This is a genomic window from Devosia sp., assembly GCF_014860165.1.
In the GTDB taxonomy this organism is placed as follows: Bacteria; Pseudomonadota; Alphaproteobacteria; order Rhizobiales; family Devosiaceae; genus Devosia.
The window spans coordinates 1-23,687 of sequence record NZ_JACZKG010000037.1 but is presented as its reverse complement, the minus strand read 5'-3'; the positions used below and the strand labels follow the sequence as shown (position 1 = coordinate 23,687).

The following is a 23,687-nucleotide window of genomic DNA, read 5'->3' as shown; positions in this document are numbered from 1 at the left end:
CCGCTACGCTCCGACCAGCCCCTTGAGCCGCCGCTTGAGCAGGCCCAGCCGGCCAATGCTGACGCCACTGTCATAGTCCTCGGAGACCTTGGTGTAGGGCTTCTCGATCAGCATGTAGTCCTGGCCGAAGAGGTGCTTCTCCAGGAGGCATGTCTCCTTGTAGCCGTAGCGTCGCAGCAGCATGCGCGCGACCTCGTTTTCGGGCCGCACGAAGGTATAGGCCTTGTGGAAGCGGGTATTGTCCCAGTGCTCGTCAAAGGCGCGCATACCGAACATGCCCAGCTTGGTCTGCCGGTGGCTGGGGAATACCCAGCTCCAGTAGCGGAAGATGGCGCCGCATTCGGGGCCCGATATCATGGCACCACCGGGGACGCCGTCCGCGCACATGATCATGATGTGCCAGGGGTCCAGCGCGAGCAGAATGCGCAGGAAGGTCTTGTTCAGCCGCCCCATCTCGTGGGCCTTGAAGCGATCGTTGTAGTGTTCGGACGTGGCAATCACGTCCATCAGCTCACGGTGGATCAGGTCGATATCGGCCGGCGTGGCGGCGCGGATGGTCATCTCGGCCATGCTGGTGCTCCCTCTGCCATCGGATAATAGCAAACCCTGGTGCCGGCCCGAAGCACACTAGGGCAGGGCAGTTAATGTGCCGTGCCGCGGCACTGCCCAATAAGTCGCAGAGTCAAGGCCTTGCGGGGGGCGGGGTGGGTCAGTAGAACGGGAGCCGGGAGAGATAAGGGAGGATAGTATGAGCGAGCAGCTCGTATTCCAGCCAAGTGCGGCTGCGATCGCACGCACCCATGTCACCAAAGACCAGTACGACCAGATGTATGCGCGCTCGGTCAGCGATCCGGATGGATTCTGGGCGGAGCAGGCCAAGCGTCTCGACTGGGTGAAATTTCCCACCAAGATCAAGAATACCAGCTTCGCCTATCCCGATGTCTCGATCAAATGGTTCGAGGACGGGGTCCTCAATGTCGCTGCCAATTGCATCGACCGGCATCTGAGCGCGCATGGCGACGACATCGCCATCATCTGGGAGCCAGATGATCCCAATGCCGCGGCCGAGCACATCTCCTATCGCACGCTGCACGAAAAGGTGTGCCGCTGCGCCAACGTGCTGAAGTCGCTGGGCGTCCGCAAGGGTGACCGCGTCACCATCTACCTGCCCATGATCCCCCAGGCGGCTTACGCCATGCTGGCCTGTGCCCGCATCGGGGCGGTGCATTCGGTGGTGTTCGGCGGTTTCTCGCCCGACGCATTGGCCGGCCGCATCAACGACTGCGATTCGGCCGTCGTCATCACCGCCGACGAAGGTCGTCGCGGCGGCAAGACCATCCCGCTCAAGGCCAATGTGGACAAGGCGCTGGAAGACTGCCCTGGCGTCTCCAAGGTGCTGGTCGTGCACAATACCGGCACCGACGTGCCCATGAAGGGCAGCCGTGACGTCTGGTGGCATGAAGCCGCTGCGGGGGTTGAGCCGTTCAACGATCCCGAGCCGATGGGCGCGGAAGACCCGCTGTTCATCCTCTATACGTCGGGCTCCACCGGCAAGCCCAAGGGCGTGCTGCATACGACGGGCGGGTACCTGACCTACGCTGCCATGACGCAGGAACTCAGCTTCGACTACAAGCGCGGCGAGATATTCTGGTGCACGGCCGACGTGGGCTGGGTCACCGGCCACAGCTACATCGTCTATGGCCCGCTGGCCAATGGCGCCACCACGGTGATGTTCGAGGGCATTCCGACCTATCCCGATCCCGGCCGGTTCTGGCAGGTGGTGGAAAAGCACAAGGTCAACATCTTCCACACCGCGCCCACGGCCATCCGCTCGCTGATGGGTGCCGGCAGCGAATATGTCGACAAATACGATATGCCCAGCCTGCGGCTGCTCGGCACGGTGGGCGAGCCCATCAATCCGGAAGCCTGGATGTGGTATCACAAGCATGTCGGCAAGGAGCGCTGCGGCATCATTGATGCATGGTGGCAGACCGAGACGGGCGGTCACATGATCTGCCCATCCCCCGGTGCAACCCCCACCAAGCCAGGTTCGGCGACCAAGCCCTTCTTCGGCGTGCAGCCGGTCATGCTGTCGCCCGAGGGCCGGCTGCAGGAGCAGACCAAGGCCGAGGGCGTGCTGGCCATCAAGGATAGCTGGCCCGGACAGGCGCGCACCATCTGGGGCGATCATGGCCGGTTCGTCTCGACCTATTTCGAGACCTACAAGGGCTATTACTTCACCGGCGATGGCGCCCGGCGCGACGAGGATGGCTATTACTGGATCACTGGCCGCGTCGATGACGTGCTCAACGTTTCCGGCCATCGGCTGGGAACGGCGGAAGTCGAAAGCGCGCTGGTTGCCCATCCCAAGGTGTCGGAAGCGGCCGTCGTGGGTTATCCGCACAATTTGAAGGGGCAGGGCATATATTGCTACGTGACCCTGATGTCCGGCGAAGCGGGTGACGACGCCCTCAAGACCGAGCTCAAGAACTGGGTACGCAAGGAAATCGGACCGATCGCCACGCCGGACCTGATCCAGTGGGCGCCCGGCCTGCCCAAGACCCGCTCGGGCAAGATCATGCGCCGCATCCTGCGCAAAGTCGCCGAAAACGACTTCGGCACGCTGGGCGACACCTCGACCCTGGCTGACCCGGCGGTGGTCACGGATCTGATTGAGAACCGCCAGAACCGGTAAGGGGTACGACAGCCGGAACTTGCTCTGGAACGGGTGGCGCCTCGCTTGGCGCCACCTCGGCTGGATTGGTGGGCGTCTCCGACCCCTCCGGCTGGGCGGCGGGTGTCGCGGATACCGGCGGACTGATGCTGATGGCTACCGGTGCTGATTTGGCGCCAGTGGAGTAGTGCCTGAGCACCAGCAGATAGGTTTCACCCTGGGTCAGAGCTGTCGAAATACCCGGAAAGCTATCGAAGCCGGAATCGTCGTCATAAGCGATCTGGTCGCGCTGCTCTCCATTGACCCGAAACAAGACTGCCACCAGGTCGCTGTCGGACGGCTGGCTGCCTGGCGGTAGAGACGTCTGGATGGTGTGCTCCCCGGTGGTCACGGCCTGGAATGAGAAGACGGCGCCATCCGGGGGTATGTCCGCCACATCGGTGAGCGGAACGGCCGACTTGTCCAGAATGATCTGAGCGGCAGTATCGACGGGGGCTTGTTCAATCAGCAGTCGGGCGGCGCCTATGCGGCGTCCGTCATAGCTGGAGGCCCTGATGAAATAGCGTTCATCGTCCTCGATCGTGAAGGTCAGCGCTGAATTGACGCCGCCGGCGTCTTCATCGTCGTCGTTTTCGCTGACAAGCTGCCCGTTGGCGTCGAACAACTGGAGGAAGGGATCGACCGCGTCCGAGGCGACGAGCGAAGCGTGATATTGCCCGCTCTCAAGGGCCAGTTGGAAGACGGTGCCGCTGCTCGATATCGGGAACGACTGCGAGAATGGAACGGCGCCAATCGTGCTCGTGCTGGTCGTGACGTCTATCTGCCTTGTCCGGGGCGAGGACAGCAGGCCATCCGAGATCGTTGGGGTGATCGCGGGCTGGCGCGGGATCAGCCGCAGGCTCGCCCGGCCGCCCTGGCCATCGATGGTGGACGCCCTGAGAGTGAATTTCTGCTGGGCATCGGTGACGTCGAAGTCCAGCCCCGAGTCGAGGAAGCCCGGGCCGCCATCATCGTCGGTGCGGATGACGGTCGTGCCGTCTACCGTGAGCAGCTCCAGCACCGGGTCGATTCTGTCGATGGCCACCAGCTCGGCACGATAGAAACCGACTGGCAGGCCAATCACGAAGGTTACGCCCTGAGCAGGCAAAGTGAGGGTGTTCTCGTAGGGTACCGAGGCGATCGTGGCATCATCGCTTGATGTTCCCACCAGGGGCTCTGCGACGGCGATATCCTTGCAGTTTCCGCCGGTACTCTTCTTGACGACATTGCTGCCGTAGTTGGTGATCTCGATCGAGTTCAGGTCGCCATAGGGCTGGTCGATCAGCCCTTCGGCTGCCAGGAATGCGATGTGTTCGGCCAAGACCCTGTCGTCGGAATTGGCAAAGATCAGGGTGTCTTCGTTGTCGTCGCAGACTTCGCGCAGCAATGTCAGGGCGCCTCTTCGCTCGACATTGTTCAGCAGGTTGTCGGCAATCACCGCGAATATCTGGTTCTGCAGTGCCAGGACGTCGATCTGCCGTTCCAGCTCCGGAAGCGACATGGTGGAGAACACGTCTCTCGAGGCGATCGACTGGACCACGGCGCGCGTGATCTGGTTGCTCAGGTCGTCCTCGACCGTCACCACCGGCCGGGTGGGAAGATATTGCTCGAGCTTCTCCTGACCCCCGAAGAACATCGTGGCCATGCGCATCAGGTCTTCGCCCGGCACGATCAAGGCGGCGATGACGACCAGGCTGAAGGCGAAGGAAAATCCGCCAAACTCCAGGCGGCCATTGTCTTCCCGATCGACTTCGACCGGCGGAGCGTCGTCGGTGTCGTCGTCCGACCTCTTTGCCGAAGCGACGCTTGCCACCAATGGCTTGCGCAAGGTCATCAGGACAATGATGGCGCTTACGGCGGCCAACTTAAGCAGAAACTCGATCGATGCGAGGGCATAGAGGCCCTTTTCAAGGCCACCGGCGAACAGCGCTGACAGGGCGACGAAGATGGCGACGCTCACGGTCGCCACGCTGGCCGCGATGAAGGACGCCACTGCGGCACGCTGTATGTTCAGCAGATGCCGCACACCACGCCCGAGCATCGCGGCGTTGTTGCGGTCGAACCAGGCAATGGCAGCGCAGGACAGGGCGGTAATGAGCAGGACGGTCAGCGTGCGCGAAATCGCCAGCGACTTCTGCTCGTCCTGTGGAATGAGCAGAGCCACGAGGGTGACAAGAACGATCGCGATGGCAAGGCCGACAAAGACGGCCAGCGCCACGCGCTGCAGGCTCAATGCCTGCAACACCCATGGCAGCGTGCCGTCGTTGGATTGGTTGTTGTCCTTGTCCTGGTCACTGCCCATGTTGCCCCCCGAGTGAACAGTATGGGCCGTCAAGGGGGGCGGACAGTTGGGCCTATTACTGAGGTGCTGGTGCCCCCTGAGTTCGGTCAGCACAAGAAAGTCACGGGCGGGGATCCCAAGATCCCCGCCCGATCAAAGGCAACGGCTTCACGGGCCGGAAGGTTGAAAAACGGCCCATGCTCCAAGTCACCCGAGACCACATTGTCACGGGCGGAGGCCTCTGGCAGCCCCCGAACGGGGGTGTTCAGGTGACGTAAAGGACTGGTGGCCATTGTTTCGACGGCATTTGCCGGCCATCGTCGCGTATTGATTCTTGCCCGGACCGTCCCGTGATCACTCGCTTTCGTCGCCTCGCCGCCATTCTGGCTTTGTTGTCGCTGCCGGCAACTGCCCATGCGGCAACGCTTGAGCAGATGGCCGGGCAGATGATCGTGGTCGGCTTCCAGGGCGACGATGTTGCTGATGCCGCCGTCGAGACGTTGCGCGACGAGTTGGCGGCGGGTCGGCTGGGCGGCGTCATGCTGCTCAAGATCAACGTGAAGAGCCTGGATGCAGTGGCGGCCATGAATGCGGCTTTCCGCGCGGCGTCGCCTGCGCTGCTCCCCTTCATCACGCTCGATCAGGAAGGTGGTGCGGTCGAGCGGCTGACCAAGGAGGTCGGCTTCAAGGAAATTCCCAACGCCGCTGCCATTGCTGCCGAGACCTCTCCCGAGCAGGCCGAGGCGATCTATGCCGAAATGGCCTCTGCCATCGCCGAACTCGGCTTCACGGTCAATTTCGGCCCGGTCGCCGACGTCAATCTCAACAAAGACAACCAGATCATCGCAAAATTCGGCCGGGCTTTCAGCGACGATCCGGCGGTAGTTGCGCGCTATGACGCGGCCTTCATCAAGGCGCATCACGCGGCGGGCCTGCTGACGGCGCTCAAGCATTTTCCTGGGCACGGCTCGTCGACAGCCGACAGCCATGAGGGATTTGTCGACATTACCCAGACTTGGCAGCCCGCCGAGCTCGATCCCTATCGTGCGCTGATGGCCGACAAGCTGGTCGACATGGTCATGGTGGGCCATCTCTATCACGCCGATTATTCCGATGCCGGGACGCAGACGCCATCCTCGCTCTCTCCGCAATGGATCACGGGCGTGCTGCGCGGGGACCTGGGCTATGGCGGCGTCGTCATCAGCGACGACCTGGAAATGGGGGCGATCCGCGATCATTTCACGCTCGAGCAGACCGTCACCATGGCCGTCCGTGCCGGCATGGATGTGCTGCTGTTCTCCAATACCGCGAAATATCGCGCCAGCCTGGGGCAGGAAATCCTCGATATCCTGGTGGCCGAGGCCGGGGCCGATCCGGCCTTTGCCGCCCGCATCGAGCAAAGCTACGAGCGGATCGTTCAGCTGAAGAGCCGGATCAGGTGACCAAGACCGCGTCCGCTTTCCCCACCTTCTCGCCGTCACAGGTTTCCTCGCGCGCCAAGCACGGATAAAGTGCGCCTCCCGAGGCTGGAGTCGCTGCTTGAATGACGGATGACCGCGAAGTCCGACAGGTCCGCGCCATATTCATTTCGGATGTGCATCTGGGCATGAAGCCGATCCGCGTGGGGCAACTCATCGAGTTCCTGCGGTCGCACGATGCCGAGACGATCTACCTGGTGGGCGATATCCTGGATGGCTGGCGGCTGGCCAAGTCCTGGCACTGGCCGGCTGAGTACAATATCCTGGTGCAGATCCTGCTCGACAAGGCCAATGCCGGAACGCGCGTGGTCTATCTGCCGGGCAATCATGACGAATTCCTGCGCGAATATCTCGGCACCTATTTCGGCGAGGTCGAGTTTGTCGATCGCACCATCCACACCTCCGCTTCCGGCAAGACCTATCTCGTCATCCATGGCGATCAGTTCGACGTGGTGGTGATGAATGCCAAGTGGCTCGCCCATGTCGGCGACTGGGCCTATAACGCCGCCTTGCGCGTCAATATCGCCATCAACTGGGTGCGTCGCCGCCTGGGGCTGCAATATTGGTCGCTGAGCGCCTGGGCCAAGCAGAAGGTCAAGAACGCCGTATCGGTCATCGGCCGCTTCGAGGAAGCGCTGGTGCATGAGGCCAAGGAATCGGGCGTCGACGGCGTCATCTGCGGCCATATCCATTTTGCCGACATGCATGATCGCTATGGCATCCACTACATCAATACTGGCGACTGGGTGGAGAGCTGCACGGCCATTGTCGAGAATGCCGATGGTGCGTTCGAGCTGGTGAAGTGGACCGAGATGGTGGCCGGCGAACCCCGGAAGTTCCGCCTGCGCCGCGCCGCAGGGTAGGGCGGAGCCCGTCACCTCCTCGTCACCTGTTCTTCACATCAGCGACTTGGACTCGCGCGACTCTGGCACGGCACTCAAACCCGTGGCGGTGTTGTCGTGTCCCCAGTCGCAAACCGAAATCCCTCGCGCCGCATCCTCATCGTCACCGATGCCTGGCGCCCGCAGATCAATGGCGTCGTCCGTACGCTTGAAAGCGTCGGCAAGGTGCTGGCCGGCGATGGCCATGAAATCCACTACCTGACGCCTGAGAAGTTCTGGACCCTGCCTGTCCCGACCTATCCGGAAATCCGGCTGTCGCTGGCATCAGGCGGCGCCGTTGCCGGCCAGATCGACGCGATTGGCGCCGATCACATCCATGTTGCCACCGAGGGCCCGCTGGGCCTGCTGGCAAGGCAGTATTGCCTCGATCGGCATCTGGGCTTCACCACCAGCTTCCATACCCGCTTTGCGGAATACCTGGCGATGCGCATGCCGATCCCGCAGGACTGGAGCTATGGCTATCTGCGCTGGTTTCACAGCGCAGCCGCTCGCACCATGGTGCCCACGCCGTCGCTGCGCGACGATCTCCTGGCTCGCGGCTTTGCCCGGTTGACGCTGTGGGGCAGGGGTGTCGATGGCGCCCGCTTCCGCCCGGGCCCAAAGACGATGTTCCGCGATCTGCCCGGCCCGCACCTGCTGCATGTCGGCCGTATCGCCGCCGAGAAGAACATCGAGGCCTTTCTCGACCTCCATATTGCCGGCACCAAGATCGTGGTGGGGGATGGCCCCGACCGCGCCCGCCTGATGCGGGACTATCCCGAAGCGGTGTTTCTCGGCTATCGGCATGGCGAGGAACTGGGCGAGGTCTATCGCAGCGCCGATGTGCTGGTCTTTCCGAGCCGAACCGACACTTTCGGCAATGTCATCACCGAGGCGCTGGCATCCGGTACGCCGGTTGCCGCCTATCCCGTCACTGGCCCGCGCGACGTCTTGAGCGATGCCAAGGCGGGGGCGCTGCATGCCGATCTCAACGTCGCCGCTACCAGGGCGCTGACCCTGGGTCGGGCGGATGCCCGTGCGCATGGCGAGCGCTTCACCTGGGAGGCCAGCGCGGCGCAGTTCCTGTCGGCGCTCGAGCCCTTGCACCCTGCAGCGGGCGCGCTGGCGGCAACCGCGTAACAGTAACGTTGCAAAACGGCCTTGAATTGGCCGCCGATTCGATTCAGGAAGGCGCCGGGCTGTATTCGCCCGGAGTTACCTTTCATGCCATCGGCACTTTCGCGCTTGGACACCCCCGAGCTGCGCGCTTCCATTTATCAATTCATGGTCTATGTGCCCGGTGGCGTCGCCTCGGTCTTTCTGGGCATTTGGCTCAGCGAGCATGGTCTTCCGGCGGATCAGATCGGGCTCATCAATGCGCTGCCGACGCTCTGCCTGCTGCTGCTCAACATCATCGTGGGCCGCATTGCGGACAAGGCTGACGACTGGCGTACGGCGCTGATCGTCATCTCATGGCTATCGGCGCTGGCGCCGCTGCCGCTGTTTTTCGTTTCCGAATTCTGGGGCATCCTCGCCGTCTGGGCGCTGACGGCGACCAGCAACGGGCTGGTGGCGCCGATCATCGACGCAGCAAGCGTACGCATGACCCGCCGCAACGGTACCGATTTCGGCGCCGTCCGCGCCTGGGCAACCGTGGGCTATGTTTTCGCCGCGGCGGGGCTCGGCCTCCTGCTCAATGTTCTGGGATCGGGCGTGTTTGTCGGCCTTTATGTGGCGACCGTCCTGGTGCGCGCCGCGGTGGCCTTCATCCTGCCGCGCTTCCGCGCCCCGGCAACGGAGGCGACCCTCGCCAACACGCCGACAGGCGATCCTGCCGCGCCAAGCCGCCTGCGCGATTCCCTCCAGCTCTGGTTCGTGCTGCCGCTGCTGGCCTTTTCGCTGGTCAATTCGAGCAATGCGCTGATCGGGGGCTTTGCGGCGCTGCTCTGGCACGAGAATGGCATTCCGAGCTATTTCCTGGGGCCGCTGCTGGGCATTGCGGCGGTGGGCGAGGCGATCCTGATGTTTGCCTGGCGGCGGTTTGGCGGCCGCGTGACGGCGCGCAACATGATCCTGGCCTGCGCCATGGCCGGGCTGCTGCGGTTCACCATCATGGCCTTCAATCCGCCGGTTGAAGTCCTGTTCTTCACGCAGATGCTGCATGCCTTCAGCTTCGGCATGGGCTATTTCGGCGTAGTGCACTTCATCGCCAACTGGACCAACGAGGCCAATGCCGCCGAAGCGCAGGGCTTTGCCAACATGCTCAATATGGGCGCCTCGATGCTGGCGCTGATCGTGTTCGGCGTGCTGTTCGAACATTTCGGCTCCTATGCCTTCTTTTATTCGACGGTCACGGCATTGGTGGCGATCGTGTGCGTGCTGGTGTCCCTGCAGATTCGCCCACCCAAGGACGCGCATTGACGGGTTCGGCGAAATCGATATGGACTGGTGGCGTATTAACGCTACCCTGATTTGCCGTCGCCGCTCCGGCCCGGCTTTTTCCGAGTTTGTTTCCCCATGTCGCTCACCGAGGCGCGTTCGCGCCTGACGCCGGAATTCCGCACGACTGCCTTTTACTTCACGTTCTACATGGGGCCGGGCGCGGCCGTCATGTTCCTGCCCATCTGGCTGAGCGAAAAGGGCATTACCACCGAGCAGATAGGCATCATCAATGCCGTGCCAGTCTTCATGATCCTGGCGCTCAACCTGATCGTCGGCCGGATTGCCGACAGGGCCAGCGACTGGCGGCAGGCCATCGTCATCGGGGCCTTGATCGCCGGCATCGTTCCGATCGGGCTGTTCTTCGTCAACGAGTTCTGGGGCATCCTGCTGCTGTGGACACTGGCGGCCATGCCGGCCGGCGCCGTCGGCCCGGTGCTCGACGCGGCCACCATGCGCATGACGCGCCGCAATGGCAGCGACTTCGGCACCATCCGCGCCTGGGGCACGGTGGGCTTCATGCTGTTCAACGGCTTTACCGGGTTCCTCGTGGTCTGGTTCGGTTCAGACATCTTCGTGCCGCTCTTCGTCGGTCTCACCCTGCTGCGCGCGGTGGTCGCGCTGCAATTGCCGGCCTTCCGGGCACCGCCCGAGCAGGCCACGGTAGCGACCATCCGTCCGGTCGCCGGCAAGCTGCGAGAGATCGTCACCAAGCCCTGGTTCATCCTGCCGTTGATCGGCTTTGCCATCATCTTTGGCACCCACGTCATCCTCAACGCCTTTGCCGCACTGATCTGGAAGGAGCAGGGGATTTCCGAAGACATTATCGGCCCGCTGATCGCGCTGGGGGCGGCGGCCGAGGCCGGCATGATGTTCGTGTGGAGACGCTTCGGCGGGCGGGTATCGGCCCGCCACATGATCCTGATCTCAGCACTGGTCTCGGTGCTGCGCTGGGCGGCGATGGCGTTCTCGCCGCCTGTCTGGGTGCTGGTCCTGCTGCAACTCACCCATGGTGTCACCTATGCCCTGGGCTATCTGGGCTGCGTGCATTTCATCGCCAACTGGACCAGCGAGGATATTGCTGCCGAAACGCAGAGCCTGTTCACGGTGCTGCAGCAGATTGCCTCGGTCCTGGCGCTGGTCGGCTTCGGCTGGCTTGTCGGCCTTTATGGTGCCCATGCCTTCCTGTTCGCGGCGCTGGCCGCGGCCATCGGCGCCTTGTGCATCTGGCTGTCGCTGAAGATGATGCAGCCCAAGGAAGACGCGATCACCGCGGGGTGAGGGTGGACGAGACGCGCGGAGGGCATTGGCGCAGTTGTTGGCACCGAGGGGGTGCCAACAACACAGGTCGTCACCCTCGGGCTTGACCCGAGGGTGACGCACGGTGGGTGTGGGTGACGCGCGGCAGGTGTGTCCGCATATCGGGAGCCGGCAGTCACGCTCTCTCGGCGCCTGTCCGACAGGTTCGAGCAACGCCGCCCGCGAGATCTGTTCCTAGGCAAAACGAAAACGGCCCCGGTTTCCCGGGGCCGTTTTCAATTCCAATCGCCAAACCTAGTTCAACCGGCCGCTCGCATGGGCGAGGGTGGTGTAGACCTTGCCGCGGTCGCTCAGCAGGTATTCGCGGGTTTCGGCGGCGGGGTGGGCGCCGGCGGCGGCGCGCTTCAGCAGCTGTTCGAACTCGCTCATATAGGCCTGTGCCGTGCGGGCGAATTCGGGTTCGCGCTGCAGCTTCTTGCGCACGTCGTCATAGGTGCCCTGGCCGGCCAGCGTATAGATCCGGCGCGAGAACACGTTGGATTCGCCGGCCTGATAGCGGGCCCAGGCGTCGGCCAGCGCAGCATCATCGATGGAGTGGGCGATTTCCTCGGTCAGACCGGACAGGCCGGTCTGCTGGGGCTGCGTGCTTTGCTGCTTGGCGGTAGCGTTGCGCAGCACATCGCGCAGCCAGCCGCCATTTTCGGATGCGGCCGCTGGGGCTTCCGGCTCGGCTTCGGCAACCGGCTGCGGCTCGGGCTGGCGCACCGGCTCGGCGCGACGCACGGGCTCGCTTGGGCGGATCGGATCGACCAGAATCGTCTGCCGCGCCGCGGGCTCGCGATAGGTCTCGCGGACCGGCTCGGGCTGGCGAGGCGGCTGGTAAGCCGGCTCATGGCGGGGCTCGGTCCGCGAAGCAGGGCGGGGCGGGCGGCGATCATTGAGGTCATGCGTGGCCGGCTGGCTGCGCACGATGGCATTGAGCTCGCTGAGCGCCTCGATCTGCTCGGCCACGACACGACGCATGGCGGCGGCGCTGGCGCGGGTTTCCTCGGGCAGTTCGTTGACGCCGCGCGCCAGCTCGGCGCGGGTGGCTTCGAGTTCGCTGCCCACTTCCTTGGCGGTCTCGCGCATCGCGCGCGCCGTGTCGTTGAAGCGCTGGGTGGCTTCCTCGATGGCGCGCTGCATTTCGACGACCATCATCTGCTGCGCCTGCTGCAGGGCAGCATTGGCGCGGCGGCCTTCGGCATCGGCAGCGCCGCGGAATTCGCCCAGGCGGTTGGTGACTTCGCCCGAGGTCTCGTCGAGCGCCTGGCGGAAGGTGCCGGTGGTCTGGTCGATGGCATTGCGCAGCTGGCCGGTATTGGACGCAATGGCGTTGCGCACCGAAACGGAGCTGTCGTTGATCGTGTCCGCCAGCGTGCTGGTGGTGGTGTTGAGCACGTCGGTGACATTGCCGGCCGTTGCGGCGAGGACGTCGCTGACCTTGTTGGCATTGTCCTCGAGCGCATTGTTGACCTGGTTGGCCTGGTCGCTGAGCGCCGTCCGGACCGACGAAGCGGTCTGGTTGAGTGCGGCGGCGGCGGCTTCGGCGGCGCGCTGAACGGCGCTGTCGACCTGGCTGGCATTGGACGACAGCGTCGAGGTGAAGCGCTCGTTGGTGCTGTAGAGCGCGTCGGTGACTTCGTGCGTCGATGCCTGGATGGCCTCGGTAATAGTGCCGGTAGTCTGTTCCAGGGTCTGCACCACCGTGCCTGTCGTGGCCGTCAGCGCTTCGTCCATGGCGCGGCGGGCGCCGATCAGGCGGCGTTCGGTATCGTTGACCGTGTCGGCGATCGATTGCGCGAACAGGCGCATGCGGCCGTCGATATCGTCGGCGCGTGAGGCGAAGCTCTGGGCCAGCGCGTCCATGGCGCTGCGGCGATCCTCGAGCGTCTGCAGGGCGTCGTCGCTGGTGAGGGCCAGGGCAGTGGAGGCCTGGGACATGTTGGCCGCTTCGGCATCCAGCCGGCCGAGCACGGTCGAGAACTCGTCGACCATGCTGCGGATCGTGGTCTGGAGGGCGCCGACATGCTGGCTGACCATGGCGCCGGCCTGTTCGGTCTGGCCGATGGCCTCGCGGACAGTGGTCGAATAGGTCTGGGTCTGCTGTGCGACAGATGTCTCGAGATTGGCCAGGTTGGCGGTCGAGGCATCCAGCACGCGCTGCAGCAGCAGGTTGCTGTCGTTGAGCTTGCCGAGAGCGGCAGTGACATCGGTGAGGATGCGCGAGGTCGACACGGCCATGATGGCCTCGGCCTCGCGGGCATTCTCGCCCAGGGCGTCGCGCAGCAGGTTGCCGTGGCTGGCGAGCGCGCCCTGCAACTGTTCGGACTTCTCGGTCACCAGGGCGGCGAAGGCATTGGTGTGCTGCTCGACGGAGCGGTTGATTCCGGTGAGGCGGGTCTCGATGCTGTCCACCGCATCCACGGCCTTGACCGTAAGCAGCTGGTCGATATCGGTGGCCGCGACGCGGATCTGCTCCAGCGCGGTCCGCACGGCGCTGTCCATGCGGTTGGCAGTGTTGGTGATGTCGGTCGAGATGTTCTGGGTTGCCGCCGTGATGCGGGTGGCGATGGTTTCCTCGATGCGATCGGCGCCGGCCTCGAGGTCGGCCATCGACTGGGTGATCGAGGTGTTGATCGAGGCATTGAGCGCGGCGAGGCGCTCGGCCGTGATGTCGGCCCGGGCCGTGATGGCCTCGGGCAGGGTGCCCAGGCGCTGGTCGACCATGTCGCTGATTGCCTGGCGGGCCGAGTTGACACCGGTCTCGATGAGCTCGGCGGCGCGGCGGGCGCTCTCGCCGACCGTGGCACTGGCATGGTCGATGCGCGCGGTGACGCCATGCTCGGCGTCGGAAATGCGGGCAATGGCGTTGTCGAGGCCATGACCGAGATTGTTGTTGAGCTCGTTGACCTTCTCGGCGATCAGGCTCGACATGCTGCCCACGCGTTCGCCCATCGTATCGGTGGCAAGGCGCAGCGAGCCGTCGATCTTGTTGCGGGCTTCCTCGCCCTGGTGGGCGATGGTTTCGGCCAGTTCTGCCGTGCGCAGACCGATGGTCTCGCCGATCGAAGTGGTGTGGGTCGCCAGCGTGTCGCTGAGTGCCTGGGTGCGCGTACCAAGGGCTTCCGACAGCTGCTGCGTGCGGGTGCCGACGGCCTGGGCAAGCTGCTGGGTGCCGCTGTCAAGGGCGGTGCGCAGTTCGGCGCCGCGGCTGTCCAGCGCGCCGGTCAGGGTGGTGGTGCGCTCATCGAGCTGGGACACCAAGGTCTCGGTGCGCTCGTCGAGCTGGCTGGCCAGCGTACCGGTGCGGGCGTCCAGTTCCAGCGACAGGGCGTTGGTCTTTTCCGACAGGGTGTCAGCCAGCCGTTGTGTGCGTCCGGCAATGGCCTGGTCGAAGGCGGTGGTGCTGCCGGTCAGGGTCTCGCCCAGCTCCTGGCTGCGGACGCGGATAGCCTCGCCCATGTCGCGGCTGCGGTTGGCCAGCGTCTCGTCCAGTTCGAGCGCGCGGGTCTCGATGGTGCTGCCCAGCTCGGTCGTGCGCGCGGCCAGGATGTCGTCGATGGCCTTGGTCCGGCCGTCAAGGGCTTCGGCGATGATGCCGGCATGGCCTTCCAGCGAATCCGAGATTTCGCGGGTGCGGTTGGTCAGGCTCTCTGTGATGGCCTTGGTCCGGGCGCCGAGCACCTCGCCCATTTCGCGGGTGCGCTCGGCCACCACGTCGTTGAAGCGGCCCGATTCCTGGTTGAGTGCCATTTCCAGCACGTTGGCGCGGGCGGCAAAGCTGGTGCCCTGCTCGTCGAGGCGGGCGATCAGGCTGTCGCCCTTGTCGCCGATGACATCGTCCAGTGTGTGCAGGCGGCTGTCGAGAATGTTGGCGATCTCGTTGAGGCGGGTGTCGAACTGGCTCAGCGAATCCTGACCGGCGGTGGCCAGGGTAATGCGGGCCCGCTCGGAGGTGTCGTCAAGGGCGCCGTTGATTTCGATCATCGCCGACTGCAGGCGGCTGTCCATGGCGTTGAGCTGGATGGAAACCGACTCATCCAGCTGGCGGGTCAGCGCATTGAGCAACACTTCGGCCTCGTGCGAGCGGGCGGAAATGTCCTCGGCGATGCGCTGGCCGATCATGTCGAGGCCGCCGGTCACCTGGTGACCGCGCTCGCGCAGCTGTTCGAGCAGCGAAGCGCCGCCATCGGTGAGCAGGGTGGAGAGCGCCGAAGTGCGTTCGTCGAGCGCCGAAGTCAGTTCGCCGGTCCGCGACTCAAGCAGGCTGGTGATCGAGAGCGTGCGCTCCTCGAACGAGCCGGTGAGGGCGGCAGTCCGCTCCTCGATCAGGTGGGTGCGCGAGTCGATGGCATTGCCGATGGAAACGGAATGGGAATCCAGCGCGTCGGTCAGCTTGGCGATGCGGCTCTCGACTCCGGCATTGAGCTCGGCGGCGCGGGCGTCCAGCGTGCGGGCCATGGCGCCCGTCTGGTCTTCGAATGTCAGGGCCAGGCGGTTGGCGCTGTCGTCGAGCGAGCTGATGAAGTCGGTGGTGCGGTTATCGACCAGCGACACGAAGCTCTCGGTGCGCTCGCCGAAGGAATTGGTCAGCGTATTGCCGGCGGTTTCGAGGGCGCGGGTCAGGTTGCCGCCGCTTTCCACGATGGTGCCGGAAATGCGCTGGCTGATCATGTCGAGGTCGAAGACGAGGCCGGTATGGCTCTCGGTGATCGCTTCGCGCACGCGCTCGGTATTGGTCAGCACGCTTTCGCGCTGGCTGGCCAGCTCGGCAATCAGCGCACGCATGCGCGATTCATTGTCCGAATAGGTGCGTTCGAGCGCGGTGACCTCGTTATGGATCATCACTTCGAGCTCACCGGCGCGCGACAGAGCGCGTTCGAGCCCGTCGCCCAGGGCGTTGACCTCGCGGCGCACGGCCTGGCCCACGGAGGCCACCTTGTCGGCGGCGGTCACTTCGGGTTCGGCGAGGCGGATGGCGGCCTGGGTGATGGACGATGCGGCGTTGCGCAGGTCCTGCGCGCGGCGGAACAGGGTCGCCACGGCAAAGAAGCCAAGCACGGGCAGGAACAGGACCGCAACCAGGCCGATGAAATCGATGGTGCTGACGAAGCTGCTGAAATTGCCCATCTGCGAGCCATAGCGCAGCCAGGCGACGGTGCCGGCGACGGCAAGCCACACGGCCGAAAGCACCAGGGCAATCCAGGTCGGGGCGGCCGAGGAGCGGTTCTGCAGGTTGTAGAGAATCTTGGAGGTGGGGAAGCGGTCGTCATTGGCGACGCTGCCCGCCTGCTGGGCGATCTTGTCGGCGGCGCGCAGGCGCTCCGAGCGGATGTTCTCCGCGGGCCGGCGCTCCGGCGCCTGCTGCGGGGTGCTGTCGAGGCTGAACACAGATTCCTTGAGGGCGTCTTCGACTGCTGAAAAGGCCAGCGCGGCGGGATCGTTCTGGGGGGTCGGGTTCTTCGCCATACTCTTTACAACTCTCGCGTCGGCTTCACAGCAACAAGGCGGACTTTGGGAGCTGGTATGACTCCACACCCGTTTCCGGGCCTATGGTCATATGGAAACAATTCGATGCAAATGCCCCGCATCGTTCCTCCACCCTCGCCGCCGCGCGCTGGCTTAAACCACATTAATACATTCAATTTGAGCTAAACCGAGCGCAATCTTACCCAAAGGTTAATTTCCTGGGGAGACGGGGCGCATCAGAACCGCCAAAGAAAGGCGAAGATGTGGCTTAATCAGCTGTTCACCCGACCGATCTAGGCTTCTGGTCGTGGCATTGTCCGTTCCTCTTCGGATGCGTCGCCGCAGCAGTGAAGGAGCCGCCAGAATGGCGCAGCGATCAGCAGCGGTCGAGAAGCTCGACCAGGTAGCCCATGTGCGGGCGATGCGACCCATCGACCTGGTCCATCTGGCCAAGCAATGCCTGGGCGACGAAAACCTCGAATACGAAATCCTTCGGCTGTTCGACACCACGGTCAAAACCTATTTCGGGCGCCTCGAAATGGCGGCCAGCTATGATGACCTGTCGCTCAACCTCCATTCCATCAAGGGTGCCGCCAGCGGCGTCGGCGCCTGGACCATTGCGGACCTCGCCAAGGGTTGCGAAGTCGAAATGCAGGCCGGCCGGCCGCTGACCTCGGAACGCATCGCCGATCTCGGCATGGCCATCGAGGAAGTCCGCAGCTTCATCGCGCGCATGCTGAGCAACGAACCGGCCTGAGGCACGGCGCCAGCCACCCTTCGCCACCCCCGGTGGTAAGAGGTGAAGAGCCAATTTGACCCTCTCCCCACCATCCCCTATATAGCGGCCAACCTGCCGCGCCCCTTGCTGCGGCCCAACAGTCCAGCAGTACCGATGTCCATCTCCACCGCCGCCGAGGTCGCGCCCCGGCCCATTGCCGAGCCGTTCCGCACCCGCCGTACCTTTGCGATCATTTCGCATCCAGACGCCGGCAAGACCACGCTGACCGAGCGGTTGCTTGCGGCGGCCGGCGCGATCCAGTCAGCGGGCGCGGTGCGCGGCAAGGCCGGCACGCGCTCCACCCGCTCGGACTGGATGGAGATGGAGCAGCAACGCGGCATTTCCATCACCTCGTCGGTGATGACCTTCGATTATGACGGGCTGACGCTCAACCTGCTCGATACGCCCGGCCACTCCGACTTTTCCGAGGACACCTATCGCACCCTCACGGCCGTGGACGCCGCCATCATGGTGATCGACGCGGCCAAGGGCATCGAGAGCCAGACACTCAAGCTGTTCGAAGTCTGCCGACTGCGCGATATTCCGATCATCACTTTCATCAACAAGGTGGACCGCGAAGGTCTGGCGCCGCTCGACCTGATCGACGAGATCCAGGGCAAGCTGGCGCTCGACCTGACGCCGGTGCTGTGGCCAATCGGTCAGGGCGTCGATTTCCATGGCTATCTCGATCTGCTCGAGAAGCGGGTGGTGAGCCCACAGGGCAAGCCCATTGCCGACTACAACGAGATCGAAGACCTGCTCGACAACGAGGCCCTGGTCGATGACCCGGTCTTCATGATCGCCCTCGAGACGCTCGAAATGGCCAAGGCCATGCTGCCGCCCTTCGATCTCGAAACCTTCCATGCCGGGCATCTGAGCCCGGTGCTGTTCGGCTCGGCGCTCAAGGGCATCGGCGTCGCCGAACTGCTGCGCACTCTGGGCGAGTGGGGGCCAGAACCGCGGCCGCAGCCGGCCATTCCGGCGCCGATCGAGCCATCAGACAAGAAGGTCACCGGTTTCGTCTTCAAGGTGCAGGCGAATATGGACGCCAACCACCGCGACCGCATCGCCTTCGTGCGCCTCTGCTCGGGCACCTTCACCCGCGGCATGCGGCTGAAGAATGTGCGCTCGGGCAAGGACATGGCCGTTTCGAACCCGATGTTCTTCTTTGGCAATGATCGCGAGCTGGCCGAGCAGGCTGTGGCCGGCGATATCGTGGGCATTCCCAATCACGGCACGCTGTCGGTCGGTGATACGCTGACCGAAGGCGCCACGATCAACGTCACCGGCATCCCGAACTTCGCGCCGGAAATCATCCGCCGCGTCCGCCTCACCGATCACATGAAGACCAAGCAGATGGCCAAGGCGCTCAGCGATCTCGCCGAAGAGGGCGTGACGCAGGTGTTCCGTCGTGTCGTCGGCGCCGACTGGATTGTGGGCGTCGTCGGTCAGCTGCAGCTCGAAGTGCTCTCTTCGCGCGTCGCCAAGGAATATGGTGTGCCGATCACCTTCGAGAGCCTCAACTATGAAGTGGCTCGCTGGATCGAGAGCGACGACCCCAAGGAGCTCGATCGCTTCATCGCCGCCCAGAAGATGAACATTGCAGAGGACCGCACCGGCGCGCCAGTATTCCTCGCGCAGAACGCCTGGTGGGCCGATCGCGCCAAGCAGGATTTCCCGAAAATCCGCTTCCTCACCACGAAGGAACGGCATTGAACGCGGAACGGATCGAGGAATTCCTCTCGGCAGTGAAGTCGGCCTTTGCCGGCAACACGCTGATCAAGCTCAGGCTGAGCGGCTATCACGGCGCCGAGGCGGACCTCAAGTCGATCGACGTCAAGAAGATCGTCGCCAAGGGGAGCGAGAAGTTCAGCTTCACCTTCCACTACAAGACCCGCGACATCATCAAGAACCACATCCAGCCCGAAGCGCTGGGTCACCTGCGCACCGCGCTCAGGCATGAGTTCCGCAGCGCGCAGCTGGCGACATCAGAATTCGACCTGAGTTTCGAGCGCAATGGCGACAAGGTGCGCCTCAAGCGGACCGAGATCGCCGGCCGCGAGGCGCCGTCCACCGAGCACAACCGCGCCAAGAACCGGCCGCTGACCGAGACCGACAAGCCTTACCTGCAGGCGCTCGGCATATCGGGCAAGGATGGCCAGGTGCGCAATGATGCGCAGGATAAGTTTCGACAGATCAACAAGATGGTCGAGATTTTCGCCCCTTTGATTCAAGCGATCAAGGCCGACAAGCCTGTTATCGTCGATATGGGCGCCGGCAAGGGCTATCTGGATTTCGCGCTTTACGATTACCTCGCCAATGTTGCCAAGCGGCCGGCCGAAGTGATTGGCGTCGAAATGCGCGGCAAGCTGGTCGAGGACGGCAATGCTACGGCCGCCGCCTCCGGTTTTTCCGACCTTCGTTTCGTTCCCGGCACCATTCTCGATTATGACGCCGCTGGCGCGGACGCCGTGATCGCGCTCCATGCCTGCGACACCGCCACCGATGACGCCATCTTCCGCGGTATCAGTGCTGGCGCTTCTCTGATCGCGGTGGCGCCCTGCTGCCACAAGCAGATCCGCCGCCAGATGGAAGCGGGCAGGCCGGCGCCGCAGCTCGATGTGCTGCTGCGCCACGGCATCTTCCTCGAACGCCAGGCCGAGATGGTCACCGACGCTCTTCGAGCGCTGTTGCTGGAGCTAAGCGGCTATCGCACCAAGGTCTTCGAATTCGTCTCGGACGCCCACACGCCCAAGAACAACCTGATCGTCGCCGAGAAGGATGGCCGGGCAGGGCGGGACCGCGACGCGGTGCTCAAGCAGATCGTCGAAGTGAAGGCGATGTTCGGGGTGGAAAAGCACTATCTTGAAGGGTTGCTGGGGCTCTGACACTTCTCCCCCAGAGGGATAGGTGAAGTGCCCCGCCTTCCTAAACCCCCTGCCATCCCCTATATCGGGGACGAACAACAAGCTCCGAGACCATGACCAAGATCACATTCGTCCAGCAGGATGGCGAGCGCATCGAGACCGAGGCGCAGAACGGTGCCACCGTGATGGAAACCGCCATCATGAACGGCATTCCCGGCATCATTGCCGAATGCGGCGGCGCCTGCACCTGCGCAACCTGTCATGTCTATGTCGATGACGCCTGGACCGAAACGGTCGGCGGCCCGTCGAACATGGAAGAAGACATGCTCGACTTCGCCTTCGACGTGAAAGCGTCGAGCCGCCTCTCCTGCCAGATCAAGGTCAAGGATGCGCTGGACGGCCTGGTCGTGCATGTGCCGAGCCGGCAGGGCTAGTCGCAGCGCTGATACACATAGGGTAGCCCCCAGTCGGCCTCGACCTTGGGCGCCTGGTCGTAGAGATAGAAGACGTCTTGGCTGACCCAGAAGGCGAAGAAGCTGGGACCACCCGCGATCGGCTCCCACATGGCGCCGCCCTCCAGTTCCCTGAGTTCCATGGCCGCATCGGCCTCGGTCTCGCGCGGTCCCAGATAGAAGATGTGGGTTTCGTCGGCGGCCTGGATGCGCACTGGCAGTTCGCATGTGGCCATGACGGCATCGGGCTCGCCTACCTCCATGGTGGGAATGCTGATGGCCCAGGAGCCAGCCAGCGGCGCTGAGCTGCCGGGATCGATGTCAGCAAATGGCTCCGGCCTGGCCAGCGGCATCAGCGCGTAGGCGTCGCCATGACTGCCCGCCGCGACGGCAGCGACGACCAGGACCAGGAAGACATTTCGCAGCATTTTCTCGGCCCTTTTCCCGGCGGATGGCGTGGCTGTTCGCATATTGGCAAGCAAAATATTCTATCACCGCGTCAGCGAAAGATTCATTTGGCGACTTGCGGAACATGCTGCGCTGGACGTTCCACGCAACGGCTCCGAAGGGAAATATAAAAGCTATTGAATTTCAACGCCTTGTTGGCATGGGCTGGTTTGCATTATTTTCGTGCCATTCACCACTAGGATTCCAATGGGCCAACTCAACACATTTCCGTTGAGCTACAAAGTTCAGGGTCAGCGCATCGTCATCGTCGGCGGTAACGATGAAGCCCTTAACAAGGTCCGGTTGGTTTCTAAGACGACTGCAACAGTCGTGATTATTTCCCGCCACATTGAAGCCGATTTCCGCGCCTTTGCGGTCGAGGTGATCGAGCGCGCCTTCGCGCCGTCCGATCTGGACAATGCCGCGCTGGTCTTCGTTGCCGAAGAGGGCGAAGACGCCGAGCTGGCCAAGGCCGAGGCGCGCGCCCGCGGCATCCCGCTCAACGTGGTCGATGTCCCGGCGGAATGCGACTTCTACACGCCTTCCATCGTCGACCGTGCGCCGCTAACCATTGCCATCTCCACCGAGGGCGACGCGCCCGTGCTGGCTCGCCTCGTGCGTGCCCGCATCGAGGCCATGCTGTCGCCGCGCATCGGCAAAATCGCGAGTCTGGCCGGTGGCTTGCGCCAGCGCGTTGAGAACCTGATTCACGATGGCGCCGCCCGCCGCCGCTTCTACGAAGCCCTGGTAACCTCACCCCAGGTTGAAGCCGCCGAGATCAGCGGGCAGGGGGCCGAAGCCGCCGAAGCCCTGCTGACCCAGCATGTGTCCGCCGATGCCAAGGGCGTCGTCTGGCTGATCGGCGCCGGTCCTGGTTCGGAAGACCTCCTCACCCTGCGCGCCCAACGGCTGCTGCAGGAAGCCGATGTCATCGTGCATGACCAGTTGGTGCCCACAGTCGTCGTCGACATGGGCCGCCGTGATGCCGAGCGGATCGATGTCGGCAAGGCCAAGGGTCACCACAGCTTCAGCCAGGCGCAGATCAATACGCTGATCGTCCGGCTGGCAGGGCAAGGCAAGCGCGTGGCGCGCCTCAAATCGGGCGACCCGATGGTGTTCGGCCGCGCCGGCGAGGAAATCGCCGCGCTCCGTAAGGCGGGCATCGCTTATAGCGTGGTTCCCGGCGTCAGTGCGGCCCTGGCCGCCGCTGCCGACACAGCAACGCCGGTCACCCTGCGCGGCGTATCGAGCGGCTTCATCATGGCGACTGCCCACGGCGCAGATGACAGCGATTTGCGCCACTGGGCGGCGCTGGCGCAATCCGGCCTGACGCTGGCGCTCTATATGGGCAAGTCCATCGCATCGGACGTCGCCGGGCGGCTCGTTGCCCATGGCGCGAGCCCGGCCACGCCCGTTGGCATCGTGGTCAATGCCGGCCGCGCCGACAAGTCCACCTATTCGGGCACACTTGCCAGCCTTTCATCCGGTCAGGTCGCGTTCAGCGATGGTCCGGCAATCATTTTCGTAGGCGAAGCCGTTGAGGCCGGGGATTGGGCAGATTCTGCCCAACTTGCCGGCATGAGCTTCAAGGTAGCGTAGCAGCAAATGGAAATTCTGACGGGCAATGAGCTGATTTCGGGGGCCACAGTGTACCTCGATATCAACAATAACTGGGTCGAGGACCTGCAGGCAGCGCGCGTCTTTGCCAAGGACGAAGCCGCCGAGCGCGATGCCGCGCTTGCGGCCACCAAGGCCGGCGGCCGCGTCATCAGCCTCGAGATCGAGGAAGTGACGCTGGAGGGCGGCAGGATTGTCCCCAAGCGCCTGCGCGAGCGCATTCGGGCGGCGGGTCCCACCGCGCCTCTGACTTTGAATGGCGAGATCTACGACCGCCAGCATCTGGGTGAGGACGGTCATGTATCGATATGACGAATTCGACGCGGCCTTCGTTGCGGGCCGCACCGCGCAGTTCGCCGACCAGGTCAAGCGCCGCCTCGAAGGCGAGTTGAGCGAGGACCAGTTCCGCCCGCTTCGCCTGATGAACGGGCTCTATCTGCAGCTGCATGCCTATATGCTGCGGATCGCCGTGCCCTACGGCACGCTGTCCAGCAAGCAGATGCGCATGTTTGCCCATATCGCCCGCACCTATGATCGTGGCTATGGCCACTTCACCACGCGGCAGAACATCCAGTTCAACTGGCCAAAGCTCAAGGACATTCCCAGGATCCTAGAAGAGCTGGCCTCGGTCGAGATGCACGCCATCCAGACCTCGGGCAACTGCATCCGCAACATCACCTCGGACCCCTATTCCGGTGTCGCACCGGAGGAGATCGAGGACCCTCGGATCACCGCCGAAATGCTGCGCCAATGGTCGAGCCTGCATCCGGAGTTCACCTATCTGGGGCGCAAGTTCAAATTTGCGGTGACCGGGTCGGAGCATGACCGCGCCGCGATCAAGGTGCATGATATCGGCATCCAGATCATCCGCAACGAGGCTGGCGAGGTGGGTTACCGGGTGCTGGTCGGTGGCGGCCTCGGCCGCACACCGATGATCGGCAAGGAGCTGCGGGCGTTCCTGCC

Annotated in this window: 17 protein-coding genes; 13 read left to right on the top strand and 4 right to left on the bottom strand. The window is 63.9% G+C overall.

Annotated features, from left to right (window positions below):
* Positions 1-3: 3 nt before the first annotated feature.
* Positions 4-570 (bottom strand): hypothetical protein, encoded by a 567-nt coding sequence (locus IH615_RS08465; RefSeq protein ID WP_291361360.1) that lies wholly within the window; start codon positions 568-570, stop codon positions 4-6.
* Positions 571-748: 178 nt separating this feature from the next.
* Between IH615_RS08465 and acs the strand changes: the two genes are divergently transcribed.
* Positions 749-2,695: an acetate--CoA ligase gene (acs, locus tag IH615_RS08460; RefSeq protein WP_291361358.1), complete on the top strand. Its 1,947-nt coding sequence runs from the start codon at positions 749-751 to the stop codon at positions 2,693-2,695.
* Here acs and IH615_RS08455 read toward each other — a convergent pair.
* On the bottom strand, positions 2,661-5,015 hold the full coding sequence (locus IH615_RS08455; RefSeq protein WP_291361356.1) for a hypothetical protein: 2,355 nt from the start codon (positions 5,013-5,015) through the stop codon (positions 2,661-2,663). The two genes, acs and IH615_RS08455, sit on opposite strands and share 35 nt — an antisense overlap.
* A gap of 329 nt (positions 5,016-5,344) precedes the next feature.
* On the opposite strand from IH615_RS08455, the gene IH615_RS08450 reads away from it, so the two are divergent.
* The 5 genes from IH615_RS08450 (at position 5,345) to IH615_RS08430 (ending at position 11,073) form a co-directional block, all read left to right on the top strand.
* On the top strand, positions 5,345-6,436 hold the full coding sequence (locus IH615_RS08450; RefSeq protein WP_291361355.1) for a glycoside hydrolase family 3 N-terminal domain-containing protein: 1,092 nt from the start codon (positions 5,345-5,347) through the stop codon (positions 6,434-6,436).
* A gap of 101 nt (positions 6,437-6,537) precedes the next feature.
* Complete coding sequence (locus tag IH615_RS08445; protein WP_291361353.1) at positions 6,538-7,335, top strand: UDP-2,3-diacylglucosamine diphosphatase; 798 nt, start codon at positions 6,538-6,540, stop codon at positions 7,333-7,335.
* A 96-nt stretch (positions 7,336-7,431) separates the two neighbouring features.
* Positions 7,432-8,493 carry a glycosyltransferase family 1 protein gene (locus IH615_RS08440; protein WP_291361351.1) on the top strand — a complete coding sequence of 354 codons (1,062 nt, stop codon included), beginning with the start codon at positions 7,432-7,434 and terminating at the stop codon, positions 8,491-8,493.
* Positions 8,494-8,577: 84 nt separating this feature from the next.
* Positions 8,578-9,774, top strand: a complete 1,197-nt coding sequence (locus IH615_RS08435) for an MFS transporter (protein WP_291361350.1) — start codon at positions 8,578-8,580, stop codon at positions 9,772-9,774.
* A gap of 96 nt (positions 9,775-9,870) precedes the next feature.
* Positions 9,871-11,073 (top strand): MFS transporter, encoded by a 1,203-nt coding sequence (locus IH615_RS08430; RefSeq protein WP_291361348.1) that lies wholly within the window; start codon positions 9,871-9,873, stop codon positions 11,071-11,073.
* Positions 11,074-11,346: 273 nt separating this feature from the next.
* On the opposite strand, the gene IH615_RS08425 is transcribed toward IH615_RS08430, so the two are convergent.
* On the bottom strand, positions 11,347-16,563 hold the full coding sequence (locus tag IH615_RS08425; RefSeq protein ID WP_291361347.1) for a hypothetical protein: 5,217 nt from the start codon (positions 16,561-16,563) through the stop codon (positions 11,347-11,349).
* A 364-nt stretch (positions 16,564-16,927) separates the two neighbouring features.
* On the opposite strand from IH615_RS08425, the gene IH615_RS08420 reads away from it, so the two are divergent.
* The 4 genes from IH615_RS08420 to IH615_RS08405 all read left to right on the top strand — a co-directional run bounded on the left by IH615_RS08420 (position 16,928) and on the right by IH615_RS08405 (position 20,642).
* Positions 16,928-17,320 (top strand): Hpt domain-containing protein, encoded by a 393-nt coding sequence (locus IH615_RS08420; protein ID WP_291361346.1) that lies wholly within the window; start codon positions 16,928-16,930, stop codon positions 17,318-17,320.
* Positions 17,321-17,455: 135 nt separating this feature from the next.
* On the top strand, positions 17,456-19,057 hold the full coding sequence (locus IH615_RS08415; protein WP_291361345.1) for a peptide chain release factor 3: 1,602 nt from the start codon (positions 17,456-17,458) through the stop codon (positions 19,055-19,057).
* The gene (locus tag IH615_RS08410; RefSeq protein ID WP_291361343.1) at positions 19,054-20,229 is read left to right on the top strand and encodes an SAM-dependent methyltransferase; all 1,176 of its coding nucleotides are present in this window, start codon (positions 19,054-19,056) and stop codon (positions 20,227-20,229) included. The genes IH615_RS08415 and IH615_RS08410 overlap by 4 nt, the downstream gene beginning before the upstream one ends.
* A 92-nt stretch (positions 20,230-20,321) precedes the next feature.
* Complete coding sequence (locus IH615_RS08405; RefSeq protein ID WP_291361342.1) at positions 20,322-20,642, top strand: 2Fe-2S iron-sulfur cluster-binding protein; 321 nt, start codon at positions 20,322-20,324, stop codon at positions 20,640-20,642.
* Here the strand turns inward: IH615_RS08405 and IH615_RS08400 are convergent.
* Positions 20,639-21,088 (bottom strand): hypothetical protein, encoded by a 450-nt coding sequence (locus IH615_RS08400; RefSeq protein WP_291361340.1) that lies wholly within the window; start codon positions 21,086-21,088, stop codon positions 20,639-20,641. The genes IH615_RS08405 and IH615_RS08400 overlap by 4 nt on opposite strands.
* 250 nt (positions 21,089-21,338) lie before the next feature.
* On the opposite strand from IH615_RS08400, the gene cysG reads away from it, so the two are divergent.
* The 3 genes from cysG to IH615_RS08385 form a co-directional block, all read left to right on the top strand.
* A complete protein-coding gene (gene cysG, locus IH615_RS08395; protein ID WP_291361338.1) occupies positions 21,339-22,706 on the top strand; it encodes a siroheme synthase CysG in 1,368 nt (455 codons plus the stop codon).
* A gap of 6 nt (positions 22,707-22,712) precedes the next feature.
* On the top strand, positions 22,713-23,036 hold the full coding sequence (locus IH615_RS08390; RefSeq protein ID WP_291361336.1) for a DUF2849 domain-containing protein: 324 nt from the start codon (positions 22,713-22,715) through the stop codon (positions 23,034-23,036).
* Positions 23,023-23,687, top strand: a 665-nt coding sequence (locus tag IH615_RS08385) for a nitrite/sulfite reductase (RefSeq protein ID WP_291361334.1), incomplete at its 3' end; no start/stop codon positions are given. The genes IH615_RS08390 and IH615_RS08385, both read left to right, overlap by 14 nt.

Excerpts from the sequence above, each read along its gene's own strand:
- IH615_RS08465 (WP_291361360.1), bottom strand. The coding sequence starts at position 570 with ATGGCCGAGATGACCATCCGCGCCGCCACGCCGGCCGATATCGACCTG.
- acs (WP_291361358.1), top strand. The coding sequence starts at position 749 with ATGAGCGAGCAGCTCGTATTCCAGCCAAGTGCGGCTGCGATCGCACGC.
- IH615_RS08455 (WP_291361356.1), bottom strand. The coding sequence starts at position 5,015 with ATGGGCAGTGACCAGGACAAGGACAACAACCAATCCAACGACGGCACG.
- IH615_RS08445 (WP_291361353.1), top strand. The coding sequence starts at position 6,538 with ATGACGGATGACCGCGAAGTCCGACAGGTCCGCGCCATATTCATTTCG.
- IH615_RS08435 (WP_291361350.1), top strand. The coding sequence starts at position 8,578 with ATGCCATCGGCACTTTCGCGCTTGGACACCCCCGAGCTGCGCGCTTCC.
- IH615_RS08430 (WP_291361348.1), top strand. The coding sequence starts at position 9,871 with ATGTCGCTCACCGAGGCGCGTTCGCGCCTGACGCCGGAATTCCGCACG.
- IH615_RS08425 (WP_291361347.1), bottom strand. The coding sequence starts at position 16,563 with ATGGCGAAGAACCCGACCCCCCAGAACGATCCCGCCGCGCTGGCCTTT.
- IH615_RS08420 (WP_291361346.1), top strand. The coding sequence starts at position 16,928 with ATGGCGCAGCGATCAGCAGCGGTCGAGAAGCTCGACCAGGTAGCCCAT.
- IH615_RS08415 (WP_291361345.1), top strand. The coding sequence starts at position 17,456 with ATGTCCATCTCCACCGCCGCCGAGGTCGCGCCCCGGCCCATTGCCGAG.
- IH615_RS08405 (WP_291361342.1), top strand. The coding sequence starts at position 20,322 with ATGACCAAGATCACATTCGTCCAGCAGGATGGCGAGCGCATCGAGACC.
- IH615_RS08400 (WP_291361340.1), bottom strand. The coding sequence starts at position 21,088 with ATGCTGCGAAATGTCTTCCTGGTCCTGGTCGTCGCTGCCGTCGCGGCG.
- IH615_RS08390 (WP_291361336.1), top strand. The coding sequence starts at position 22,713 with ATGGAAATTCTGACGGGCAATGAGCTGATTTCGGGGGCCACAGTGTAC.